Consider the following 15,887-nt stretch of genomic DNA (forward strand, 5'->3'; position numbering starts at 1 on the left):
CAGGGGAGAGGGAGTAAAGAGCCAAACCATTTCATACAGTCCCCTCTCCCCACAGGGGAGAGGGAGTAAAGAGCCAAACCATTTCATACAGCCCACTCTCCCCACAGGGAGAGGGAACAAACAATCTAACCATCTCTGATTTCCCCCTCTCCCTTCCAGGGAGAGGGCCGGGGTGAGGGTCAATCTTATTCCGCCACCTTCACAATCAGCTTGCCGAAGTTCTTCCCGGCCAGCAGCCCCTGGAATGCCTCCACGGTTTTTTCCAGCCCATCCACGATATCCTCGCGGAACTCAATCTCTCCGGCGGCGATCCACTCGCTCATCTGCTTGTAGAATTCGGGATAGCGATGGCCGTAGTCCTGGCTGATGATAAACCCTTCCACACGCATACGTTTTTTCAGGATAGTCGCCATTAGCTCCGGCAGACGATCATGCTCAAAGGCGCTGTTGTTGCCGTTGTACTGGCTGATCACGCCACAAACCGGGATACGCGCTTTAGTATTCAGCAGCGGGAAGACGGCATCAAACACCGCCCCGCCTACGTTTTCAAAATAGACGTCGATGCCGTTCGGGCAGGCTTTGGCAAGCTGTTCAGCGAAATCGCTGGCGCGGTGATCGAGGCACTCATCAAACTTCAGCGTTTCTTTCACATAGCGGCACTTATCTTCACCGCCGGCAATGCCGATAACTCTCGCCCCTCGCAGGCGAGCCGTTTGCCCCACAACCGAGCCTACCGCGCCGCTGGCCGCAGCAACCACCACGGTTTCGCCCGGCTGCGGGTTACCGATGTCCGTCAGCCCCATGTAACCGGTAAAGCCCGGCATGCCGAGCAGCCCCAGCGCCCAGGAAGGGTGAGACATATTTTTATCCAGCTTCTGCAGGCCTTCCCCGTTGGAAATCGAATAGTCCTGCCAGCCAGAGTCGGCAAGCACCAGGTCACCAGGCTGATAATCAGGATGCTGTGAGCTTTCCACGCGGCTGACAGTTCCCCCCACGATGACTTCACCGATGGCAATGGGTGCCGAGTAAGATTTGGCATCGCTCATGCGCCCGCGCATATACGGGTCAAGGGACAGGAAAAGCGTGCGCAGCAGCACTTCGCCTTTTACCGGCGTGGGAACAGCGACTTCTTCCAGATGGATATCTTCGCGGGTAGGCATTCCCTGCGGGCGCTTCGCCAGCACAAAACGACGGTTTTTCTCTGCGGTCTGAGCCATGAGGTACTCCTTTTATTATCAAGAGTGAAAACCTCAGACTAGACAAAAACGGGCCGAATTAGCATGAAATTCGTGCTGCGTAGCCTTCACACCGCAATTTCCGCTAAAACGGCACTAACCGCCAGCAGATCTGCGCTTCCGCCTGGGCTGAGGTTACGGGTGATAAGGTCGGCATCCATCTGCCGCAAGTCGTCCTCATGCCAGCCTTGCTGCAGCAGGCGCGCAGCGTAACGCTGCACATAGCGCAGTCCGTTTAGCCCGCCGCGCGACACAAGATTGGTGTCCGGGTTGGCGGCCATAAGACGTAACATCGCTGCAAGCAGGCGGCGTTTCGGGCAGCTCTCCGTCTGCCAGTAGGGCAGCACATGCTGGCGCACCGTCAGGAATCCGCTTTCCGCCTCGCCGCGTGCGCCGGTCAGGCCAAACTGCTGATACAGCCTTTCGCCAACTGAAGAAGACTTCCGGGCCGCGACCAGTTCTCTTTCCACAATCCCGCTGCAGATCTCACTCACCGTGGCACACACCGCCGAGGCAGTTAGCTCTTTACCCTGCCCCTGCAGGCGGCCAGCAGCGGTAGAAAGCAGCCCCAGCGAGAACACGCCACCTTTGTGCGTATTCACGCCCTGAGTGGCCTGATACATCGCCTGTTCGCAGGCGATACCTGCTGGGCGGATCAGCCGCAGCATCTCACAGGCACCTCGCCCGGCATGTTCCCGCCCCAGCCCGTGGAACGTACTGAACCAGGGGCCAATGGCCGCAATGCTGCCGAGAAACATCGGCAGATCCATATCCCGGTGCGAGCCGTTGTTGGCGGCATCCACCAGCCCCGGCTTTGGCGTTAGCCATACCTCGTCCAGCAGCGCCTGACGCGCCAGAGCTGGCACATCCGGGGCGGCGGCAGAACTCGACTTAATCCCTGGCAAACCAGCCATCTATCAGCCTCTCAACGCGCGCGGTCACTTCATCCATGGGGTGGCGGCGGGAACGAGCACAGGCGTGCGCGGGCTCGTTGCACACCAGGCAGCGTCGGCCAGACAGGTCCAGCGAAGTCCGCCCGACCGGGCCATTGTCCGGGCAAATCACATCCGCATCCCACAGCCTGCCAAGCGGATGGGTTTGCTCCAGCCCGACCGTGGCCGCCTTAAGTTCGCTGGCCGAATGCGCCACGCTCCACATTGCTTCGGCCCCGGTCGGCAGCCACAGTACCTGCCGCTCGAGCACCGGCCAGCGGTTGCCCCACAGCAGCTGGTCGCAGGCCTGCAGCGCTACCGCCATACAGTTGCGGTAGCGAATGCTGTCCTTTACCGAGCCGGGCGTCACCAGCGTCAGGGAAAGTACCGGCTGGCGGTGCTTTACCAGCCACTCATGCTGCCGGTGCGCCCGCCGCTCTCTCGCCTCAAGCAGAGCCTCAAGGGTAACACCCTCCGCTTCCACAAGCGTTTCACTCATTTTGCTTACTCCTCTTTGACCTGACGCACCACGTCGATCACGCTGCCGTCGCGGTAGCGGATCACGCCGACGATGCGCGGCGTAAATTCGATCGGCTTCGGCTCGCCGGTCAGGGAAATAGCGCGCTGGTAAAGATCTTCTATGCTCACGATCTTCATTCCCGCGCTCTCAAGCCGTTCGCGGATCTCCGGGCGAGCGGGATTCACCGCCACGCCGTGATCCGTCACCAGCACGTCAATGCTTTCACCCGGCGTAACGCGCGTGGTCACCCGCTTAACAACGGTTGGAATACGCGTACGCAGCAGCGGTGCAACCACAATGGTCAGGTTTGCCGCACTCGCCACGTCGCAGTGCCCGCCGGAAGCGCCGCGCATTACACCGTCGGATCCGGTGATCACGTTGACGTTAAAGTCGATGTCGATCTCCAGCGCGCTAAGGATCACCACATCAAGTTGGTCGCAGCTCGTGGCCTTCGCACCGGGGTTGGCATAGACGTTGGTGGAGATCTCGACGTGGTTCGGGTTACGCGCCAGCGAGGCCGCGGCCTGGCCGTCAAAGCATTGGGTATCGAGCAGTTTTTCGATCAGCCCTTTTTCATGGAGATCCACCAGGCTGCCGGTGATCCCCCCGAGGGCAAAGCGAGCGACGACGCCATTGCGCTCCATTTTTTCTTCCATAAAGCGCGTGCAGGCGGTTGCCGACGCGCCGGAGCCGGTCTGCATGGAGAAGCCGGAGCGGAAGTAGCCAGAATGTTCAATCACTTCCGCAGCGGTGCGGGCAATCATCAGCTCACGCGGGTTGCTGGTGACGCGTGCCGCCCCGACGCTGATTTTGGCCGGATCGCCCACGGTGTCGACCTGAACGATGTAGTCCACCTCATCCTGCATCAGGCTGGCGGGCATGTTGGGGAACGGCACCAGCTCTTCGGTTAACAGCACCACTTTGCGGGCAAAATGGGCGTCTACTTTGGCGTAGCCCAGCGAGCCGCAGCAGGATTTACCGTGGGTGCCGTTGGCGTTGCCGTATTCGTCGCTGCACGGCACGCCGAGAAACGCCACGTCGATTTTTAGCTCGCCGTCCTGCAGCAGCTTCACGCGCCCGCCGTGGGAGTGAATTTGTACCGGCTCGGCCATCAGGCCTTGAGAGATAGCCTCCGCAAGCTTGCCGCGCATCCCGGAGGTGTAAATTCGGGTAATCACCCCGTTGCGAATCGGCTCGATCAACGCCTCGTTGCAGGTCATCAGCGAACTTGAGGCCAGCGTCAGATCTTTAAATCCAAGGCGAGCCAGCGTGGCAACCACATGATTAATCACCCTGTCGCCTTCCCGGAAAGCATGATGGAAGGAGATGGTCATCCCGTCCTGAAGCCCGCTTTGAGCAATCGCCTGCTCCAGCGTGTCGCAAAGCTTGCGGGTTTTCTTCGCCTCGGCATCCGCCAGCCACGGCGTGGTTTGATGAGCCCCGTCGAAGCTTCGCAGATGGGCCAGATGCGGGTACTCAAGGTGTAAAAGTTCGGTCATATTGCTCATTGTTTTATCCTTAACGGCGCACGCCGGAAGCCGCGGCGCGCTCAAGCACCACCTGCGCATGGTTAATAATTGGCGCATCGATCATCTTGCCGTTGAGCGACACCACGCCCAGGCCGTTACGCTCCCCTTCGTCGGCGGCGGCAATCACCCGGCGGGCATAATCGACTTCGTCCTGGGTTGGCGCATAGGCGTTATGCAGCAACTCAATCTGACGGGGGTTGATCAGCGATTTACCGTTGAAGCCCATCTTGCGGATCAGCTCGACTTCCCGCAGGAACCCGGCTTCGTTATTCACGTCAGACCAAACCACGTCGAACGCGTCAATCCCGGCGGCGCGCGCGGCATGCAGCACCGCGCAGCGGGCATAGAACAGCTCCGTGCCGTCGCCGCGCTCGGTTTGCATATCCATCACGTAGTCAAACGCCGCCAGCGCAATGCCGATAAGGCGCGGGGAAGAACGCGCGATGGCGACGGCGTTGATCACGCCCACGGCGGATTCAATCGCCGCCATCAGTTTGGTGGAGCCCGGTTCGCGTCCGCACTCTTTCTCAATACGTTCGAGATGGGATTCCAGCAGGAAGATATCTTCTGGCGTGTCGGTTTTTGGCAGGCGCACCACGTCCACTCCTGCTCGTACAACGGCCTCGAGATCGGCCAGGCCAAACGGGGTGTTAAGCGGGTTAATGCGCACCACGGTTTCGATGTCGCGGTACATCGGGTGCTGCAGAGCATGAAACACCAGCACGCGGGCTGTGTCTTTCTCACGCAGCGCCACGGCGTCTTCCAGATCGAACATGATCGAATCCGGGCGGTAAATAAAAGCGGTGGAGAGCATGGCGGCGTTAGCGCCGGGGAGGAACAACATGCTGCGACGGAGTTTTTTCATTGTAGTTTTCCCCAGTCAATCTGTTCGCCATCGGCGGCACGGAGTACCGCGCTTTGCAGACGGGCGCGGATCACGCAGTCCAGCGCCCCTTTGTCTTCCAGAATAAAAATCCCCTCTTTCACGCCGAGCTGAGCGAGCGTTTGCTCCGCCACGCGGCGAATCTGGTCGCCAAACTGCTTTTGTACTTCGCTGTGTATCATCAGGCTGAACTCACCTTCGGCGGGGGCGACTCTGACCAGCAGATCGCTGGACTCCAGCGTCCCGGCTAAGGCTTGCTTTACGATTCTCATAAGGCTTTGTCCTGGTTAAAAAATTCAGGCCACATCCCGCGCGTAGTGCCGCTGGAGATGGCTAAAGGTACTGTCCGGGACTATGTCCCGGATGCGGGCCATTTGCTGGCTCTTGAGTAAGGCTCGCACTTCAGAGGCAGAAATCTCTCGTCCGGCGGCATGGCATTTTCGCGGCAGCTCGACCACCTGGATCGACGCCGCGCTGTGGTGGCGGTGCACTTCCAGCCAGTAGCGCATGGCCTGGTTATATTCCCGGGTCACCGCACAGAACGGCTCGTTGCCGACGAAGCGGTGCGTCACGCCCAGCGCCGGGGCAACGTAATCACGGAAAATCATCAAATCCATTGCGCTCCAGGTTTTGTCGATAAGCCCGCTTTCTTTCAGGAAATAGCCCGGAAAGGTGGCGCGGGAGATCAGGTAGTCGGACCCCGGATGCACAATCACGTTTGGCAAGTGGGCCACTCCCTGGCGAACCATCTCCCACCGTTCCTCGAACGGAAAAAATGAAGCGTCCTCACGCACCACAAACAGATGCAACCAGTCGCAGCGCTGCGCCGCCTGCTCTGCCAGATAGCGGTGTCCGAGGGTGAACGGGTTAGCGTTCATCACGATGGCGCCGATCCGGTTGCCCGGTTTCCGCAGCTTCTCCAGCCCGGAGCAGTAGCGGCTGATGCCGACGGGCGTGTTTTCCATCAACACCGCCGCCTCATCCACCTGCACCAGTGGCCAGAAGCCGCTCTGGCGAAACCTGTCGAGGTTGTAGGGGCGGGTGAACAGGAACAAATGCGCCTGCCCGCGTTCCATCGCGATATGCTGGATTTCCCCCAGCAAACGCACGCTAAGGTTGTCCCCGCGCCAGGCTTCATCCACCGCCACGCATTTGATGGTGCGCCACGCCAGTCCGGCACAGCCGACAATTTTTGTCCCTGAAAGGGCGACGACGAACAGCTGAATGTCGCCGTCCAGCCCGAGCTGGTTCCGCTCCAGCAGATCCCGTATTGCCGCCAGCGCCTGCGGCTGGCGTAGCGGATCGACGGTACTGAACTCGATAGGATTGGGCTGGAACATAGCGTTAGTGCGCCACCGCCCCGGAAGCCTGAGGCTCGCGGGCCGCAACGATCACGTTGCTGAGATGGCCAATTCGCTCGATTTCAACTTCGATGCGGTCGCCCGGCTGCATGAACAGCGGCGGCGTGCGCTTTTTACCCACGCCACCGGGAGATCCGGTAATGATCACGTCCCCCGCGCTGAGCGAAGTGAAGGTCGAGATGTATTCGATAAGCTCGGCGACCTTGTGGATCATGCTGCTGGTGTTGTCTTCCTGCACCATGCGGCCGTTCAGCCAGGTGCGGATCGCCAGATCGTGCGGATCGCGAATTTCATCCGACGTGGTCATCCACGGGCCAAAAGCCCCGGTCTGCGGCCAGTTTTTCCCGGCGGTAAACCAGGTGTGCTGCCAGTCGCGCGCCGACCCGTCCATATAGCAGCTGTAGCCCGCGACGTGGTTCAGGGCATCCGCCGCAGAAATATTTACCCCGCCTTTGCCGATGATCACCGCCAGCTCGCCTTCATAGTCGAACTCGCTGGAGTGATGCGGTTTCACCACCGGAGAATCGTGCCCGGTCTGGGAGTCGGCAAAGCGCACAAACAGGGTCGGGGCCGGGTTGTGCTGGTCGAACTCTTTGCGCTTGTCGGCGTAGTTCATGCCGACGCAGAGGATTTTTTCCGGGCGTTCGATGACCGGCAGCCAGCGGACGTCTGACGCCGCCACATCGGCCTTCAGCCCGGCAAACGCCAGCGCTTCATGCACCGCGTCCGCAGCCAGCAAAGCCTTTAAGTCCGCAAAACGCGAGCCTAAACGGCGGCCCAGGTCAACGATACCTTCCGGCGTTACCACGCCGTAGCTCCGCTGGCCCTGAAGTACATAACTTGCGAGTTTCATAACAGTTCCTGGTTAATCAAAAGTCAGACAAGAAAGTTGCCAAGCACCAGCAGCGCCACCGAGACGTTGATCGCCCCGCCGATGCGGGTTGCAATCTGGGCGAACGGCATCAGCGACATACGGTTACCGGCGGTCAGAATAGCGACGTCGCCGGTGCCGCCCTGCCCGCTCTGGCAACAGGACACAATGGCCACATCGATAGGATGCATACCGATTTTTTTACCGACGAAGAAACCGGTCGCCACCAGCGCGCTGACGGTGCTGACGATGACCAGCAGGTTGGTAATCGTGAAAGCGTCAACCAGCTCGTTCCACGGCGTAATGGCAACGCCCACGGCAAACAGAATTGGGTAGGTCACCGCGGTCTGGAAGAATTTATAAACCACCTGCGAGCCCGCCAGCATGCGGGGGGAAACGCCGTGGCAAAGCTTGATCAGTACCGCGACAAACAGCATCCCGACCGGGGCCGGCAGGCCAATCAGTTTGTGCAGCAGCATGCCCACCATGTAGAGCAGCACCGCCAGCAGCGCGCCGGACGCGATAGTAGTGACGTCTGCTTTACCGTTGAACAGGGCGGCGGTTTGCTCTTTTTCACCGCCGTTGGTTTTGCCCGGCATCAGTTCGCCTTCGCCGGTCAGGTGCGGGAAGCGTTTTCCCAGCTGATTCAGGCAGCCGGAGATAACGATCGCCGTCAGGCTGCCCAGCATCACGATAGGCAGAATGCGGCCCAGCGCCACGCCCTGATCCATATGCAGCAGCGTGGCGTAACCGATGGAAAGCGGGATCGCCCCTTCCCCGACGCCCCCGGCCATGATCGGCAGGATCAGGAAGAAGAAGATCTGGAACGGCTCAAGGCCCAGCGCCAGGCCAACGCCCATGCCGACAATCATGCCCACCACTTCGCCGCACAGCATCGGGAAGAATATGCGCAGGAAGCCCTGAATCAGCGTGGTGCGGTTCATGCTCATGATGCTGCCGACGATGATGCAGCAGATGTAGAGGTAAAGGATGTTGGTGGATTTATAGAATTTGGTGGTGGACTCCACCACCACGTCCGGCAGCAGGCCGTAATAAACCAGCGCGGACGGGATGAAGGTGGCGCAGATAGCGGCGGCACCCATTTTGCCGATCACCGGCAGGCGTTTACCAAACTCGCCGCAGGCAAAGCCGAAGAAGGCCAGCGTCGCCACCATCACCACGATATCGCTCGGCAGTTTGCCGCCGAGGCAGTCGATGGCGATCAGCGCCCCTGCCAGTACAAACAGCGGCAGCGGGATGATCCCCACTTTCCAGCTGTCGAGAATATGCCACCAGCGCTCTTTAAGCGTCGGCTTATTAATATCAATGGATTCAGGAATGATGTTGTAGGAATCATCGGTCGTGCTCATATCAAGCCCCTTTTTTTAATTTGTCGGGGCAGACTAAAAGATTAAATACCCCTGTAATGTGAGGGGTGGCAGATTAAAACCGTTAATTTAAAGGCATCTATGACGTTAATGGTTTTTATTCTTCCGTGGTTTTTATGGTTTTTATTCCAGGCTTAGACAAACCTTAAGAGGGTGAGAAAAATTCGCTGAAATTAACGAAAAGTGCCGTTGCGTGAGGTTGTTCAAACTTTCGTTCAAAGCCGCGCAGCCAGCGGGCTATCGGTGTTAAGCTGCCGTTTTGCCTCAGTGAACACACGCCTGGCCTATGAAAGTTTCCTTTCAGATACGCTTATTTATCTACCTGGTTGCCTTTTTTTCCGTGCTCTTTGCCATGCTCGGAACCTATTACTATTTTGACGTTGGCCGCCAGCTTTATCAGGAAATGAGCACCCGAGCGAGAATTCAGGCGGAAGAGATTGCCTTAATTCCTACCCTGCAGGAGTCGGTGGAAAAAAAAGATATTCCGGCAATACACAACTTTATGCAAAAGCTGGTCGTGCATAGCGATGCCAGCTTTATCGTCATCGGCGATGAGCACGGCATTCATCTTTATCATTCTGTGCATGCCGACCGCGTGGGCAAAACGCTGGTCGGCGGCGATAACGAGGAAGTGCTGCAGGGCAAAAGCATCACCACGCTGCGCAAAGGCGGCCTCGGCCTGTCGCTGCGCAGCAAAGCCCCCATTTTCGACCAGCACGGCAAGGTGATTGGCATTGTGTCGGTGGGCTACCTGAAGAGCTACCTGGATGACGTCACGTCCGGCAAGGTGATCAACATCCTGCTGGCGGCGATCATCTTGCTGCTGGCGCTGTTTATCTTTTCCTGGTACTTCACCCGCAGTATCAAAAGGCAGATGTTCTCGCTGGAGCCGCGGCAGATCAGCCTGCTGGTACGCCAGCAAAAAGCGATGATGGAGTCGATCTACGAAGGCGTGATCGCCATCGACAGCCATTCGCAGATCGAGGTGATCAACAAGGCGGCGAAGAAACTGTTGGGCCTGAAACAGCCCTCGCGAGAGATCCGTGGGAAGCAGATCTCCGAGGTGATCCAGCCGGTGACGTTCTTCGATCCCGAAGTCATGCTGGCGCGAGATACCCACGATGAAATCTGCGCCTTTAACGATCTCAGCGTGCTTGCCAGCCGGGTTCGCATCGAGCTTGAGGGCGTTTTGCAGGGCTGGGTGATCACCTTCCGCGACCGCAAAGATATTGATAGCCTGAGCTTCCAGCTCAGCCAGGTGAAACGCTATGTGGACAACCTGCGTATCATGAGGCACGAGCAGCTTAACCGCATGGCAACGCTCGCCGGGCTGCTGCATATGGCCCGCTACGATGACGCCAAACGCTATATCAAAGCGCAGTCCGAGCACGCGCAAGAAGTGCTGGATTTTGTCTCCGCGCGCTTCTGTTCCGCCACGCTGTGCGGCCTGCTGCTGGGGAAATACGCCAGAGCGCGCGAGAAAGGCGTGTCGCTGGCGTTCGATCCGGCCTGCAGCATGACAAGGATGCCGACCAACGTGCCGGAATCCGAGCTAATTTCGATTATTGGTAATCTGCTGGATAACGCCATCGAAGCCACCCAGCGCGCCGAAGGCGAGCACCAGCCGGTGGAAGTCTATATCGTGATAAACGACCGGGAGCTGGTGATAGAAGTGGCCGACCACGGCGTCGGCATTGCGCCTGAGCTGCGTGACCACATTTTCACGCCGGGCGTCACCACCAAAACCCACGGCGACCACGGGCTCGGCCTGCACCTCATCGCCAGCTACGTCGCGCTGGCGAAAGGCACCGTGGAGGTTTCCGATAACCTGCCAAGCGGCACCGTGTTCTCAGTATTTATTCCAGATGTTGTCGTTCCGGGGAGCGACCTCAGCCCAACGTAAGGCTTTTGAGTATGCAAAATGAAATGATTAATGTGCTTATCGTGGAGGATGAGAGCGAGCTGGCCGAACTTCACGCGGAGCTGATTGATAAGCACCCCCACCTGCACCTGGTGGGAATAGCCAACAGCCTGGCGGCCGCCCAGCGCCTGATGCTGGAAAAGCAGCCGCAGCTTATCCTGCTGGATAACTATCTACCGGACGGAAAAGGCATCACGCTGTTTGGCAGTGACCTTTTAAAACAGCACGCCTGCTCGGTGATCTTCATCACTGCCGCCAGCGATATGGACACCTGCAGCCAGGCGATTCGCAGCGGCGCGTTCGACTACATCCTCAAGCCGGTCTCGTGGAAACGCCTGAGTCATTCGCTGGAGCGCTTCGTGCAGTTCAGCCAGCAGCAGCGTGAATGGAAGGTGGTAGATCAGCAGAACGTCGATAAGCTTTACGAGCTGCAGGCGCGCAACGCCCCGCTGGATGCGGGCAGCAAAGGCATCGAGGAGAATACGCTGGAGCTGGTCCAGCGCCTGTTTCGCGAGGCCGAGGCCCAGCGCTGTTTCTCGGTAGACGATGTAGTTAGCGAAACCAAACTCAGCAAAACCACCGCCCGCCGCTACCTTGAGCACTGCGTTGAGAAAGGCTTTCTCAGCGTCGAAATGCTGTACGGCAAGATTGGTCATCCTCGCCGCCTGTATAAGCGGAGCTAACCGTATATCCCCTGAAATAAAAAAGCCTGCATCAGAAAAATGCAGGCATAATTAGGCGCTAACAATAGCCATGACGATCGTCACTACCGTCCCCTTCGGCTATTGACTGAATAACAACTAATTATTTAATGATCTTAATGAAATTGCAGACCTGTTTAATTAACACTATTTCTTCATTAGTAACAATATGGCTTTTCATTTCCAGGAACGCTGTCTTTTCACCGTTTTGACTGGTATTAATATAATAACCAAAAGTAACACCATTTCCGAGCAACTCAGTTTTGTCTGGGTCGATAGCATAAACTGTAAATTTCGTTTTTTTAATACCCTGACCAAAATGACTAAGCTCCCGTGGTGTATCAACAATGGTTCCATTTTCAGAACCACGATAATACAGTGATGTAATATTACCCGGAGGCTGATGATTGTCGATATTCCATTGCCCGGCATGATTATTACCTACTGGCGTGGCGGGATAAATTAACTGACACATCGGACGACCCGCTCGGTTAGATAATTTAAAGTCCATACCAAACTGGTAATCTCCCCCGTGATTATCATGCTGAGTAATAAGTTTGTAGTATATTTCAAATGTACCAATAATTTCTGTTGGCATAACCTTTCCTCGTTGATGTATAAGTAAAAGTCAGTGGACCTACAGGGTTTCTCATCATCTGATGAAAAATATTATTTCATCTGATGCGAAAAAATCTTACAGAGCATCTCATCGCTTTTCAGCTTCCATAGGGATTCATGGAGCTGACTGCAAATATAGTTCAAATATTCATAATTGATGTGTTAAAAAAATAAACCCGCGATTTAATAAGCGGGTTTATTTGGTCAGAATTCGTTGAAATCTCTTAACCCAGAACCGTGACCGCATCCTGCAGGCGAGTGGCGCGGTGCTTCACCATCGCCGATACCTGCGCGCTCTCTTCCACCAATGCGGCGTTTTTCTGCGTGATGGCGTTCAGTTCCGCTACCGCGCGGGTGATGTCCGCCAGGCCATCGGCCTGCTCTGACGTGGCATGACTTATCTGCCCCAGAAGCTGGGTGACGTTCTGCACCTGTGCCACAATGTCCTGCATGGTGCGCCCTGCCTCGTGCACCTGCACCGTGCCCGACTGCACCTTGCTGGCGCTGGCGTCAATCAGCTTGCGGATATCGTTGGCCGCACTGGCGCTGCGCTGCGCCAGGTTACGCACTTCCCCCGCCACCACGGCAAACCCTTTACCCTGTTCACCGGCGCGAGCCGCTTCTACTGCCGCATTAAGCGCCAGGATATTGGTCTGGAAGGCGATATCGTTAATCAGACTGGTGATAGAACCGATGCGCTGCGTGCTGTCGGCAATGTCGTCCATGGTGGTGACCACGGTTTCCATCGCCTGGCCACCCTGCGCCGCCGCGTCGCTGGCGGAGCTGGAAAGTTTGTCTGCCGCCGAGGCGGTTTCCGAGTTGGTCTGTACCGACGCCGCCATCTGGTTCATGGTCGCCACCGTTTGCTGCACGTTAACCACCGTCTGGCGGGTACGCTCGTTCAGATCGTCATTCCCTTTCGCCATCGCCTCGCTGCCGCTGCGCACGTTCGCCACCTGACTGCTGACGTCGTTGATAAGCCAGCGGCACATCAGCCCAAGCTGGCCGATGGAGCGCAAAATCACCCCGATTTCATCGCTACGCTGGAGATGCTTCACGCGGTGGCTGTTGCCGGTAGCTACTTCCAGCGCCTGACGGGCGACATTTTCCAGCGGTCGAGCAATCTGCCACTCCAGTAATACGCAGGCGAAGGCGGTGAATGCCGCGATGGCTAACATTTGCAGCGGGCTTTGTCCGAGGGCAAACGCCGAAGCCATCAGCAGGACGAACAAACCACTCATTAACCCACGAATACGCCAGCGCAGCGACAGAGTCGGCAGCTTGCCGAACAACCCTTTACGCAGCACCAGACCTTTATAAACGATCTTGTTGCTGCGGCCTTCGTTCAACGCTTTGTAGAGCGGCTCAGCGGCGGCAACCTCTTCCGGCGAGGCTTTGGTACGAATAGACATATAGCCGGTAGTTTTACCGTGACGCACCACCGGCACCGCGTTGGCGCGAACCCAGTAATGGTCACCGTTTTTACGGCGGTTTTTCACGATGCCCGTCCACGGCTCGCCCTGCTGCAGGGTGAACCACATATCGGCAAAGGCCGCTTTAGGCATGTCGGGATGTCTCACGAGGTTGTGTGCGGCGCCACTTAACTCATGTAGCGAGTAGCCACTGACCTGTACGAAGGTATCGTTCGCGTGCGTAATGTAACTTTTCAGATCGGTGGTGGACATCAGGGTCGTATCGTCATCAAGCGTGTATTCACGCTGGGTGACCGGCACATGGGCGGACATAGCAACTCCCTTTGAGAGGTTATCCAGATGTTAATTCTTTGGTGGTATGCATGTTATTTCGGCGTAGCGAAATTTTACTTTAGTTAAAAAATTTGATATTGATCACAGTTCTAAGTATTAGCCACATAATTTATGAGACTAGTTTAAGCATTGCATTTCACATAGTTTCAACAGGTTATTACTTTTCACTTCGCTTCATTGCCGCCTCATCTGAGTGCTGCAGTTTTCACCAGCGCTTATTGCGCGGCGCACTACACTTACAGAGGGAATTTTTACCCCCGCAAGGAAAACACGAGGATAAAGAATGCTAAAAAGGAAAAAGAAAGTCAGACCGATCAAGGTCAGTGACGTCACTATCATTGACGATGCGCGTCTGAAAAAAGCCATCACTGCCGCTTCACTGGGCAACGCGATGGAATGGTTTGATTTCGGTGTTTACGGTTTTGTTGCTTACGCGCTGGGTAAAGTTTTCTTCCCGGACGCCAGCCCTAGCGTGCAGATGGTTGCCGCCCTGGGGACCTTCTCTGTTCCTTTCCTGATCCGTCCGCTCGGTGGTCTGTTCTTCGGGATGCTAGGGGATAAATACGGTCGTCAGAAAATCCTGGCTATCACCATTGTCATCATGTCGCTCAGTACGTTTGCTATCGGGCTTATCCCGTCCTACGCCACTATTGGCATCTGGGCACCTATCCTGCTGCTGCTGGCAAAAATGGCCCAGGGCTTCTCGGTCGGAGGGGAATATACCGGGGCGTCTATTTTCGTGGCCGAATACTCTCCGGACCGTAAACGCGGCTTTATGGGCAGCTGGCTGGACTTCGGTTCGATAGCCGGGTTCGTCTGCGGCGCGGGCGTGGTGGTGCTGATTACCGCCATCGTCGGCGAAGAAAACTTCCTCGACTGGGGCTGGCGTATTCCGTTCTTCCTCGCCCTGCCGTTAGGCATCATCGGGCTTTACCTGCGCCATGCGCTGGAAGAAACCCCGGCGTTCCAGCAGCATGTTGAGAAAATGGAGCAAGGCGATCGCGAAGGCCTGGCCGAAGGGCCCAAAGTCTCGTTCAAAGAGATCGCCACTAAGCACTGGCGCAGTCTGCTGGTCTGTATTGGTCTGGTTATTTCAACCAACGTGACCTACTACATGCTGCTGACCTACATGCCGAGCTACCTGTCCCACAACCTGCATTACTCGGAAGAGCACGGGGTGCTGATCATCATCGCCATTATGGTGGGGATGCTGTTTGTGCAGCCGATGATTGGCCTGCTTAGCGACCGCTTTGGCCGCCGCCCGTTCGTGTTCCTCGGCAGTATTGGCCTGTTCTTGCTCTCTATCCCGGCCTTTATGCTGATCAACAGCGGCGCTATTGGGCTTATTTTTGCCGGTCTGCTGGTGCTGGCCGTGGTGCTGAACTTCTTTATCGGCGTGATGGCTTCGACCCTGCCGGCGATGTTCCCCACCCATATTCGCTACAGCGCCCTGGCGAGCGCCTTTAACATTTCGGTGTTAATTGCCGGCCTGACGCCAACACTTGCCGCATGGCTGGTCGAGAGTACGCAAAATCTGATGATGCCGGCTTACTACCTGATGGTGGTGGCGGTTATCGGCTTGATTACCGCCGTGACCATGAAAGAAACGGCGAACAAACCGCTGAAAGGCGCGACGCCAGCGGCGTCCGATATTGCCGAAGCGCGTGAAATCGTGCAGGAGCATCACGACAATATCGAGCAGAAAATCGAGGATCTGGATAAGGAAATCGAAGAGCTGCAGGCGAAGAGAACGCTGCTGGTGCAGCAGCATCCAAGGATTAACGAGTAATCTTCCCCTCACCCTGCCCCTCTCCCCGTGCGGGAGAGGGGATAAATAGAAAAGCCCTCACCAGCGCGTGGGGGCTTTTTTTTGGCCTTTTCCTGTTCGGCCTCTTCGTGGCAAATATTCACGATAATGCAGCGGCAGATGAGATTCCGTTCACTTCCAGTTCTGTTTTATCTGCCGCTACCGAGCATGTGAACGTCTCGGCTGGTATTACGCTATGCCCCTCACCCCGGCCCTCTTCCCAGAGGGGCGAGGGAGAAAACAAGTTACGGGGAACGTGGTTTATCCCCTTGTATGTTTAAAGTCACTTCAGTTACCCGCCGTCAGGCGGGTACACTGTCAAAGCGTTTGACCTGATGCCACAGCCCGTTTCCCC

14 protein-coding genes are annotated in these 15,887 nt (G+C 56.9%); 3 read left to right on the forward strand and 11 right to left on the reverse strand.

Features of this window, described 5'->3' with window-relative positions:
• Positions 1-185: 185 nt before the first annotated feature.
• The 9 genes from B9Y90_RS20875 to B9Y90_RS20915 form a co-directional block, all read right to left on the reverse strand.
• Positions 186-1,217: an NADP-dependent oxidoreductase gene (locus B9Y90_RS20875; protein ID WP_039289912.1), complete on the reverse strand. Its 1,032-nt coding sequence runs from the start codon at positions 1,215-1,217 to the stop codon at positions 186-188.
• Between the two features lie 86 nt (positions 1,218-1,303).
• Positions 1,304-2,149 (reverse strand): triphosphoribosyl-dephospho-CoA synthase CitG, encoded by an 846-nt coding sequence (gene citG, locus B9Y90_RS20880; RefSeq protein WP_085542418.1) that lies wholly within the window; start codon positions 2,147-2,149, stop codon positions 1,304-1,306.
• Complete coding sequence (gene citX / locus B9Y90_RS20885; protein WP_085542419.1) at positions 2,127-2,666, reverse strand: citrate lyase holo-[acyl-carrier protein] synthase; 540 nt, start codon at positions 2,664-2,666, stop codon at positions 2,127-2,129. Before citX ends, citG begins: the two co-directional genes overlap by 23 nt.
• Before the next feature lie 5 nt (positions 2,667-2,671).
• Complete coding sequence (citF, locus tag B9Y90_RS20890) at positions 2,672-4,195, reverse strand: citrate lyase subunit alpha (RefSeq protein ID WP_085542420.1); 1,524 nt, start codon at positions 4,193-4,195, stop codon at positions 2,672-2,674.
• A 10-nt stretch (positions 4,196-4,205) separates the two neighbouring features.
• Positions 4,206-5,081, reverse strand: coding sequence for a citrate (pro-3S)-lyase subunit beta (gene citE, locus B9Y90_RS20895; RefSeq protein WP_039289901.1), 876 nt, complete (start codon positions 5,079-5,081; stop codon positions 4,206-4,208).
• Positions 5,078-5,371, reverse strand: coding sequence for a citrate lyase acyl carrier protein (gene citD / locus B9Y90_RS20900; protein WP_085542421.1), 294 nt, complete (start codon positions 5,369-5,371; stop codon positions 5,078-5,080). Before citD ends, citE begins: the two co-directional genes overlap by 4 nt.
• Before the next feature lie 24 nt (positions 5,372-5,395).
• A complete protein-coding gene (citC, locus tag B9Y90_RS20905) occupies positions 5,396-6,439 on the reverse strand; it encodes a [citrate (pro-3S)-lyase] ligase (protein WP_085542422.1) in 1,044 nt (347 codons plus the stop codon).
• A 4-nt stretch (positions 6,440-6,443) separates the two neighbouring features.
• Positions 6,444-7,313, reverse strand: a complete 870-nt coding sequence (locus B9Y90_RS20910) for a fumarylacetoacetate hydrolase family protein (protein ID WP_085542423.1) — start codon at positions 7,311-7,313, stop codon at positions 6,444-6,446.
• Positions 7,314-7,336: 23 nt separating this feature from the next.
• Positions 7,337-8,701 (reverse strand): 2-hydroxycarboxylate transporter family protein, encoded by a 1,365-nt coding sequence (locus B9Y90_RS20915; RefSeq protein ID WP_008460515.1) that lies wholly within the window; start codon positions 8,699-8,701, stop codon positions 7,337-7,339.
• Positions 8,702-9,005: 304 nt separating this feature from the next.
• Between B9Y90_RS20915 and B9Y90_RS20920 the strand changes: the two genes are divergently transcribed.
• Positions 9,006-10,622 (forward strand): ATP-binding protein, encoded by a 1,617-nt coding sequence (locus B9Y90_RS20920; RefSeq protein WP_085542424.1) that lies wholly within the window; start codon positions 9,006-9,008, stop codon positions 10,620-10,622.
• Between the two features lie 11 nt (positions 10,623-10,633).
• A complete protein-coding gene (locus B9Y90_RS20925; RefSeq protein WP_085542425.1) occupies positions 10,634-11,323 on the forward strand; it encodes a response regulator in 690 nt (229 codons plus the stop codon).
• Between the two features lie 121 nt (positions 11,324-11,444).
• Here B9Y90_RS20925 and B9Y90_RS20930 read toward each other — a convergent pair whose 3' ends face one another.
• Together B9Y90_RS20930 and B9Y90_RS20935 are read right to left on the reverse strand one after the other, a co-directional pair.
• Positions 11,445-11,939 (reverse strand): hypothetical protein, encoded by a 495-nt coding sequence (locus B9Y90_RS20930; protein ID WP_085542426.1) that lies wholly within the window; start codon positions 11,937-11,939, stop codon positions 11,445-11,447.
• A gap of 244 nt (positions 11,940-12,183) precedes the next feature.
• The gene (locus tag B9Y90_RS20935) at positions 12,184-13,704 is read right to left on the reverse strand and encodes a methyl-accepting chemotaxis protein (protein ID WP_085542427.1); all 1,521 of its coding nucleotides are present in this window, start codon (positions 13,702-13,704) and stop codon (positions 12,184-12,186) included.
• A gap of 304 nt (positions 13,705-14,008) precedes the next feature.
• Here B9Y90_RS20935 and proP point away from each other — a divergent pair, with 304 nt between their 5' ends.
• Positions 14,009-15,514 (forward strand): glycine betaine/L-proline transporter ProP, encoded by a 1,506-nt coding sequence (proP, locus tag B9Y90_RS20940; RefSeq protein WP_085542428.1) that lies wholly within the window; start codon positions 14,009-14,011, stop codon positions 15,512-15,514.
• The last annotated feature ends 373 nt before the right edge of the window (positions 15,515-15,887 follow it).

The organism is Cedecea sp. NFIX57 (assembly GCF_900177785.1).
GTDB classification, from domain to species: domain Bacteria; phylum Pseudomonadota; class Gammaproteobacteria; order Enterobacterales; family Enterobacteriaceae; genus Cedecea; species Cedecea neteri_C.